Source organism: Cellulomonas sp. P4_B5_2 (genome assembly GCF_056402235.1).
Map to the genome: position 1 here is coordinate 1 of NZ_JBFUHU010000237.1, position 7,789 is coordinate 7,789.

General features: G+C 72.4%; 7 protein-coding genes. 4 read left to right on the forward strand and 3 right to left on the reverse strand.

The features are described from left to right. On the forward strand, nt 1-1,119 hold a 1,119-nt coding region (locus AC1DUQ_RS16090), incomplete at its 5' end, for a glycosyltransferase family 39 protein (RefSeq protein WP_477074129.1). Nucleotides 1,120-1,325: 206 nt separating this feature from the next. Beyond that, nucleotides 1,326-3,368 (forward strand): glycosyl hydrolase family 28-related protein, encoded by a 2,043-nt coding sequence (locus AC1DUQ_RS16095; RefSeq protein WP_477061172.1) that lies wholly within the window; start codon nt 1,326-1,328, stop codon nt 3,366-3,368. Between the two features lie 131 nt (nt 3,369-3,499). Here AC1DUQ_RS16095 and AC1DUQ_RS16100 read toward each other — a convergent pair whose 3' ends face one another. Beyond that, nucleotides 3,500-4,777 (reverse strand): alpha-amylase family glycosyl hydrolase, encoded by a 1,278-nt coding sequence (locus AC1DUQ_RS16100; RefSeq protein WP_477061173.1) that lies wholly within the window; start codon nt 4,775-4,777, stop codon nt 3,500-3,502. 49 nt (nt 4,778-4,826) lie between these two features. Beyond that, nucleotides 4,827-5,177, reverse strand: coding sequence for an MmcQ/YjbR family DNA-binding protein (locus AC1DUQ_RS16105; protein ID WP_477061174.1), 351 nt, complete (start codon nt 5,175-5,177; stop codon nt 4,827-4,829). A 105-nt stretch (nt 5,178-5,282) separates the two neighbouring features. Here AC1DUQ_RS16105 and AC1DUQ_RS16110 point away from each other — a divergent pair, with 105 nt between their 5' ends. After that, on the forward strand, nt 5,283-5,453 hold the full coding sequence (locus AC1DUQ_RS16110; RefSeq protein WP_477061175.1) for a hypothetical protein: 171 nt from the start codon (nt 5,283-5,285) through the stop codon (nt 5,451-5,453). 158 nt (nt 5,454-5,611) lie between these two features. On the opposite strand, the gene AC1DUQ_RS16115 is transcribed toward AC1DUQ_RS16110, so the two are convergent. After that, the gene (locus AC1DUQ_RS16115; RefSeq protein ID WP_477074130.1) at nt 5,612-7,171 is read right to left on the reverse strand and encodes an HNH endonuclease signature motif containing protein; all 1,560 of its coding nucleotides are present in this window, start codon (nt 7,169-7,171) and stop codon (nt 5,612-5,614) included. Nucleotides 7,172-7,311: 140 nt separating this feature from the next. On the opposite strand from AC1DUQ_RS16115, the gene AC1DUQ_RS16120 reads away from it, so the two are divergent. After that, a complete protein-coding gene (locus AC1DUQ_RS16120) occupies nt 7,312-7,593 on the forward strand; it encodes a hypothetical protein (protein ID WP_477061177.1) in 282 nt (93 codons plus the stop codon). Nucleotides 7,594-7,789: the final 196 nt, after the last annotated feature.

Sequence of the window (7,789 nt, forward strand, 5' to 3'; positions counted from 1 at the left end):
GGCACCGGGGTGGTCGTCGTGACCCTCGGGCACATCCTGTCGACCACGACGATCGACACCCTGTTCTGGGTCGCGATCGTGTACGTCGTGCTGCGGACGCTGTCCCGCGATGCGCCGCGCGGGTGGCTGGTGGTCGGCGTGCTCTCGGGGGTGGCCCTGCTGGACAAGCACCTCGTGGCGTTCCTGCTCGTCGGGATCGTCGTCGGCGTCGCACTGACCCCGCAGGTCCGGCACCACCTGCGCTCGCCGTGGGCCTGGGCGGGCGCGGGCCTCGCCGTCCTGATCTGGCTGCCGAACCTCGTGTGGCAGGCGACTCACGGGTGGCCGCAGCTGGAGCTCGCCGCCGACATCCGCGACGAGTACTCCGGGCTCGGCCCGCGGCTGGAGTTCGTCGGGCTCCTGCTGGTCCAGCTCAGCCCGGTCGCCGCCGCGCTGTGGCTCTACGGGCTCGTGCGGCTGCTGCGCGAGCCCGTGCTGGTGCGGGCGAAGCCGCTGGCGTGGGCGTTCCTGCTGCTGGTGGTGGTGTTCCTGGTCAGCGGCGGGAAGGCGTACTACGTGGTGGGTGCGGTCCCGGTGCTCCTGGCGGCCGGCGCGTGCGGGCTCGAGGAGCGGTGGTCCCGACGAGGTCTGGTGGTCACCGGCGTGGTGCTCGGGCTCGGCGCGTTCGTCGCCTGGCCCGCGGCCCTGCCGCTCCTGCCGGAGCGGCCGTTCGGCGCCTCGGTGTACCCGGAGATCAACGACGACCAGGCGGAGATGATCGGCTGGCCGGCTCTCGTGGACGAGGTCGGTCAGGCGGTCGCGGACAGCGGGGCGAGGCTCGTCGTCACCGCGAACTACGGAGAGGCCGGCGCCCTCGAGTGGTACGGGTCCGACGTCCCGGTGTTCAGCGGCCACAACGGGTACGCCGCGTGGGGGCCGCCGACGGGACCGGTCGGACCCGTGGTCCTGGTCGGGTACGGGGGACCGCCGGCGTGGGCGGTCGGGTGCCGGGACGTGGGCGTCGTCGACAACGGGGTCGACGTGGACAACGAGGAGCAGGGCGGGGCGGTGCAGGTGTGCGACGGGCCGCGCGGCTCCTGGGCCGAGGTGTGGGACGAGGTCAGCCACCTGGACGCCTGACAGTCCCGGTGCACCCGCTTCCTGCGGTGCATCGACTGCGCCTCCGTCGGCTCGCGAACTGATCTTGCGTCCAGATGCGTAAGTTCTTGCTTTGTCCGATTCGATCTTGTCTACCCGATTGTCCAGAACGTACGGTGTGTCCCGTCCACGCGGCGCGGTGCCCCCTGTCACCCCAGCGCCGTCCCGGCTGCGCAAGGAGGCGCTCCGTGAGGAACACAGTCAGCTGGTCCGGCCGTCGTCGGGCACCCCGCGTGCTCGCCGTCGCGCTGGCCGTCGCCGTCGTCGTCGGCACCGGCGGTGCGGCGTCGGCCCACGGTCGTCCGCCCGCGCCGGTGCCCACCCCGGTCACCCGGGCGGCCCTCGACCCCGCGCTGGTCAGCGGCCGGGGTGCGACCGTCCCGTTCCTCGAGCAGGAGGCCGAGAAGGCCGTCACCACCGGCACCGTGATCGGTCCCGACCGGACGGCGTACACGCTGCCCGCGGAGGCGTCGGGACGCTCGGCGGTGCAGCTCCTGCCCGGGCAGTACGTGGAGTTCACGCTGCCGAAGGCCGCCAACGCGCTCACCGTCCGCTACGCGATCCCGGACTCGGCGACCGGCGGTGGGATCACCGCCCCCCTCGACGTCACCGTCAACGGCTCCGGCAAGCGGACCGTGACCCTGACCTCGCAGTACTCGTGGCTGTACAACCAGTACCCGTTCACCAACGACCCGAACGCCGGGCTGCTGCACCCCGACTGGTGGATCACCGAGTGCGGCTGCGTGCCGGCGGCGACCACCCCCACCCCGACGATCACCACGCCGTTCCGGCCGATGCACTTCTACGACGAGCAGCGCCTGCTGCTCGGTCGCACCTACCCCGCGGGTGCGAAGGTCCGGCTGACCGCCCCGCAGGGCACGAACGCCGCCTGGACCACCATCGACCTGCTCGACTCCGAGCAGGTCGGGCTCCCGCACGTCCGGCTCAAGGCGGCGAACGTGCTGCTCTTCGGCGCCGACCCGTCCGGCCGCAAGGACTCCGCGAACGCGTTCGACAAGGCCATCGCGTTCGCGCAGAAGAAGGACCTGCACGTGTACGTGCCGCCGGGGACGTACCAGGTGAACCGGCACATCGTCGTCGACGACGTCACGATCGAGGGTGCCGGCAGCTGGTACACGATCATCCGGGGTCGCGAAGTGGCGCTGTCCACCCCGGCACCCGACGGCTCGGTCCACACCGGCGTCGGGTTCTACGGCAAGGACGCGTCCGTCGGGGGCTCGTCGAACGTCCACCTGTCCGGGTTCGCGATCCAGGGCGACGTGCGGGAGCGCATCGACACGGACCAGGTCAACGGCATCGGCGGTGCCCTGAGCGACTCCACGATCGACGGGCTCTACATCCAGCACACCAAGGTCGGCGTGTGGGTGGACGGCCCGATGGACAACCTCGTCGTGAGGAACAGCTACCTCGTCGACCAGATCGCTGACGGGCTGAACTTCCACACCGGCGTGACGAACTCCGTGGCGGCGAACAACGTCGTGCGGAACACCGGCGACGACGGCCTGGCCATGTGGGCGGAGACGACCACCAACTCGGGCAACCGGTTCGAGAACAACACGGTCCAGACGCCGACGCTCGCCAACGGGATCGCGATCTACGGCGGTCACGACACGACGCTCGTCGGCAACCTCGTCGCCGACCCGATCCGCGAGGGCAGCGGCATCCAGGTGGGTTCCCGGTTCGGCGCCGAGCCGTTCACCGGCAGCCTCTGGATCACGGACAACACGACCGTCCGGGCCGGCACCTATGAGCTCAACTGGAATATCGGGCTCGGGGCGATCTGGTTCTACGCGCTCCAGGGGAACATCGACGCGGACGTCCAGGTGGTCGGCGACCACTTCCTCGACAACACCTACAACGCGATCATGGTCGTCGCCGACTGGCCCGTGAAGGACCTCTACTCGGTCACCAACCTGCGCTTCAAGGACATCCGCGTGGACGGCACCGGCACCTCGGTGCTCAGCGCCCGGGCGGCCGGGTCGGCGACGTTCGAGAACGTGGACGCCCGCAACGTCGGTGCCGTCGGCATCAACAACTGCGGGTCGTTCAACTTCCCGCCCACCGGGTCCGAGTGGTCGTCGATCGACCTCGGCGGCAACGACGGTGGCGGGACGACCGGTCCCTGGTTCGGGTCGTGGCAGCTGCCGAACACGATCACGTGCGACGACCGTCCGCCGGTGGTGGTGCCCCCCGCGCCGTCCACCTGGTGATCCCGCCGGGGGTGCGGTGAGGGAGGGGCGGTGGGCCGGCTGGGTACCGGCGCGCCGCCCTTCCCGGCGCTACGGGGCGACGACCGCCCAGCCGTGCGGCGCGACGTCGTCCCGTGCCGCCCTTCCCGGCGTTACGGGGCGACGACCGCCCAGCCGTGCGGCGCGACGTCGTCCCGCTCGCGGCTGGCGTCGTCGCAGGCCAGGACCTCGCCGGCAGGGCGGGCGAGCGGCTCGTCGTCGAGGTTGAGCGCGACGAGCAGCGCGTCGTCCCCGTCGCGCACCTCGTACACGAAGGTCGTGTTGGTCAGAGCGACCTGGGTCGTTCGGGCGCGATGCAGCCACGGATGCCGACGACGCAGTCCGATGAGGTCCTGATGCAGGCGGAGCACCGCATCCTCCACGATTCCCGGGCCGTCGACGGCCAGCTCGGGGCGGACCGCGTCGTCTCCCTCCTCGCGCTCCTCCTTCACACCGGTGAACCCCAGCTCGTCGCCCGCGTAGACCGTCGGGGTGCCACCGACCGTGCAGAGCACCACGACCGCGTGCGCCCGGTGCCGGGGGTCCTCGATGGTGCTGGCGATACGGGTGGTGTCGTGGTTGCCGACGAACGTCTGCGGCGCGAACGACTCGAGGAACTCGTCGTGCCGCGTCAGCGACCAGGCGAGCTCCCACAGGTTGGCATCGCTGATCGAGCTCCAGATCGCCTTCCACAGCTCGTACTGCGTCACCGAGTCGACGGTCGACTCCTGCACGAACGCGGGGTAGTCGCCGTGGATGACCTCGGCGACGAACCACGCGTCCGGGTGCTCGGCCCGCACGCGGGGGAGCACCTGCGCCCAGAAGGTCGTCGGCACCGCGTAGGCCGCGTCCAGCCGCCAGCCGTCCGCGCCGCGGTCCAGCCAGTGGTTCATCACCCGGACCACGTAGTCGACGACGCTCGGGTGCGCGTGGTCCAGCGTGACCAGGGCCCCGTGGCCCTCGAACCCGACGAACGCGCCCTCGGCGTCCCGCAGGAGCCAGACCTCGTCGTCGGACCGGCCCTCGATCGCGTCCACCGACCGACGCGCGATCGCGGAGTCCCGGCCGACGTGGTTGAACACCCCGTCGAGCAGGACCTTCACACCCCGTCCGTGGGCCTCCGCGACGAGGGTGTCGAAGTCGCCGTCGTCGCCGAGACGCGGGTCGATGCGCAGGTGGTCGACCGTGTCGTAGCCGTGCGTGGTCGACGCGAACACGGGGCCGAGCAGGAGGCCGGACGCGCCGAGCGCCACCACGTGGTCGAGCCAGGAGACCAGACGGCGGAGCCGGTGCTCGTCCGGGCCGGGCGGCTCCCCGGGGTACGCGCCGACGGCGCCCAGCGGGTACACGTGCCACCAGATCGCGTGACGGACCCAGTCGGGCTCGGTCATCTGCTCCCTCGTCCCTCGTTTCTTGCGAGCCTAGGCCGTGCTCCCCGGCTCAGACCTCGTCCGGCGGGCCCAGGTGGGGGTACCGGCGCCGGAGCACGGGCGGTGCCGCCCACCACCAGGACTCCGCGAGGTGCGCCCGCAGGGTCTCGGCATCCACGACATCGAGCGCGATGAGCACGAGGTTGGTGCCCGCGTGGTGGTCGGTCGTCGAGTACAGCGACGGCACCTGCTCCACCAGGGCGAGGCGCTCCCCGTCGTCCTCCACCCGGACCGTGAGCCGGTCGGCGTCCCACATCCGCCCCATCAGGTTGCGGTGGAACCAGGCGGGCTGCCCCCAGCTCTCCCGCTCGGTGACCTCGGGCAGCGCGAGCGCCGACCGCCGGGCGTCGTCGATGTCCATCGCCCCATCCTGGCGTGGACCACCGACAGCGAGCGGCACGGTCGTCGTCCACGGAGCGGACGGGGGTGCGACGCCCGCGGGACGATCGCCGGACGGGACGTCCCCGTGACGTTCGACGAGTCCGGTGCGCCGTCGCGGGTCACCGTCGCGGAGTTGATCGCCCGGCTCGCCCAAGGAGGCTCCGAGCTCCAGGTGCAGCCGGAACGGTCGGCGGTCCCGGACCCCACCCCGTGGCGGTGGTCGGTGGATCGGGGCGGCCACACCGAGATCGAGTAGGTCGACGGGGCCGAGTTCAGTAGGTCGGTGGCCGAGGTCTCTCAGGTCGACGCGACCGAGGGTTCATCCGACCGGCGGCTCCTGCGGCCGGCTCGACTGGTGCGGTTGATCCGCGCACGCGCGGCGGGGCTCCACACTCGACAGCGGCTCAGCGCAGGTCAGAACGGTGGGTCGCCCCAGTCGCGGGGTGGTGGGGGTGGTGGGCCGTGCTCGAACGCGCTGGGGGCGACCAGGATCCGAGCGGGGTGGCGGGCGTAGGTCAGGCCGTGGCGGTCGGTCCAGGTGGAGACGCCGGTGCGACGGTCGTGGGTGACCCGCCACCAGCCCTTGGTCTTCGCCTGGTGGTGGTGCTTGCACAGGGCGTGCAGGTTGTCGATCGACGTCTGCGGGTCGTGGGCGTGCTCGGCGCCTGAGTGGGAATGGTCGTACGCGACGCGATGGTCGATCTCGCAGCGGGTGGCCGGGCCGGGGAAGGTGCAGGTGACGTCCCGCGCCTGCACTGTCCGGGTGAGGTCGGCGCCGGGCCGGTAGGTCACGGTGCCCACGGCACAGACCTGCCCGGAGGCGTCGGTGAGCAGGCGTCGCCAGGTCGCGTCCTGGGCGAGCTCGCGGGCGACCTGGGCGGGGATCGGCCCGTAGGAGCCCAGGTTCGCCGGCTGGTCGTCCAGGCCGAGCAGGGTGCTGGCTGCGACGGTGACCTGAAGCGCGGCGCGTTGCCCGTGCCGGGTGGGAAGCGGGGCGCCGTCGGGGGTGGCCTGCCGGTCCAGGATCGTGGTGAAGACGTCGGTGAACGCGTCCGCGCGGCGCTGGTCGACGGTGCGGGTGTCGCCGTCCAGGGCGGCGTGCCCGGCGAGGGCGTCGATCGCGGTGAACGCTGCGGTCGCGTGCTCCGCGGGCAGGTAGGCGATCAGTCGGGCCATCGCGTCCGGGGCCAGGACCAGCTCCACGCTGCGCCGCGCCCGTTCGGCCACCCGGCGCTTCTCCGCGGCGGTCGGGTCGGTCGCGATCACGGTGGCGCGCAGGTGCCGGGTGAGCTGTGGAGCGGTCATGTCCCCGGCACGCGCGAGACCGTCGGCCACGACCCCGTCCACCACACCGGGCGCGGCGTGACCAGCCTCGGTCAGGATCACGTCGACCTTGCGTGCCTCGATCGCGCCTGTCGCCCAGGCGCGGCCGACGGCGGGGTGCCGCCCGGCTCCCCACGCGCGAAGGAACAGGTCCTGGGCGGCTCGGGTGGTGCACACCAGTGCGCACGCGAGCTCGTCGGGCACACGCGCCGACGCATCGGGAGTGCGGGCCTCGATCTCCCGGATCACCGCGGCCTGGCTCGCCTGCGCCATCGCGATGACCTGCTGCCAGGCCGTCGCCGCGTTGACCAGGGCGGTGTCCGAGACGTCTGCGAGCGGCAGGTCCGCAAGCAGGGCGGCGAGCTCCCCGACCGCCACGCCCGGCAGCGGAAAGCTCTCCACGCGACCCAGATCGACCACCCGTGCGCCGGGCCGGACCGCGGGCGCCGCGCCAGGCCGCGCACCGCGGGACGAGTCGCCCCACACCAGCGGGCCATGGTCGGAACCCGCCGCGGTCGAGGTGCGCGCAGACGGTGCGTCCGCCGGCAGGCCGTCGACGGCGGGTGAGTCCGCGGCGACGCGTGGCGGGGCGGCGAGAGCACCGACCGGCGTGTGGGCGAGGACGTCCACCGCGTCGAGCACCGCCGTCATCACCCTCACCCCCCGCCGCAGAGTTCACCCGATCCGGACATAGAACAACTGTACGACCCGCCACCGACATTCGTCGCTGACCTGCGCAAACGCGATAGCGGGGCCAACGAGCGATCGAGCGTTGCTCGTACACTTGTTCGATGATCCGGGAGGTCGACTGGTCGAAGTGGCAGCGCACGCCACGCGGCTGGGTGCGGGTCCCGCCGCCGGGCTGCCCCGCGGGGCACCGGTGGACCACCAGCGGCCCAGGCCGGCCGTCGGAGCGGTTCGTCACCTGCGGGTGCACGGTCGACCGGCACCACACGCTCTGGGTGTGCCCCACCTGCGGGATGCACTGTGCCGAGGGCTGCACGGACCCGGACCTGTGGGCGGGTACGACGGTGTCATCGGGCATCGTCGGGAGCCGTCGCGGAGTGGTGTGACCGCCGACGAGGGAGCCGCGCCGGACGCGACGTGGACGGACCGTCGTAGCGTGAGCCGCGCCGGACGCGACGTGGACAGACCGTCGTAGCGGGAGCCGCACCGGACGCGACGTGGACAGACCGTCGTAGCGGGAGCCGCACCGGACGCGACGTGGACGGACCGTCGTAGCGGGAGCCGCACCGGACGCGACGTGGG

Coding starts and splice junctions, on each gene's coding strand:
- AC1DUQ_RS16100 (WP_477061173.1), bottom strand. CDS start 4,777: ATGACCGAGCCCGACTGGGTCCGTCACGCGATCTGGTGGCACGTGTAC.
- AC1DUQ_RS16105 (WP_477061174.1), bottom strand. CDS start 5,177: ATGGACATCGACGACGCCCGGCGGTCGGCGCTCGCGCTGCCCGAGGTC.
- AC1DUQ_RS16115 (WP_477074130.1), bottom strand. CDS start 7,171: ATGACGGCGGTGCTCGACGCGGTGGACGTCCTCGCCCACACGCCGGTC.
- AC1DUQ_RS16120 (WP_477061177.1), top strand. CDS start 7,312: ATGATCCGGGAGGTCGACTGGTCGAAGTGGCAGCGCACGCCACGCGGC.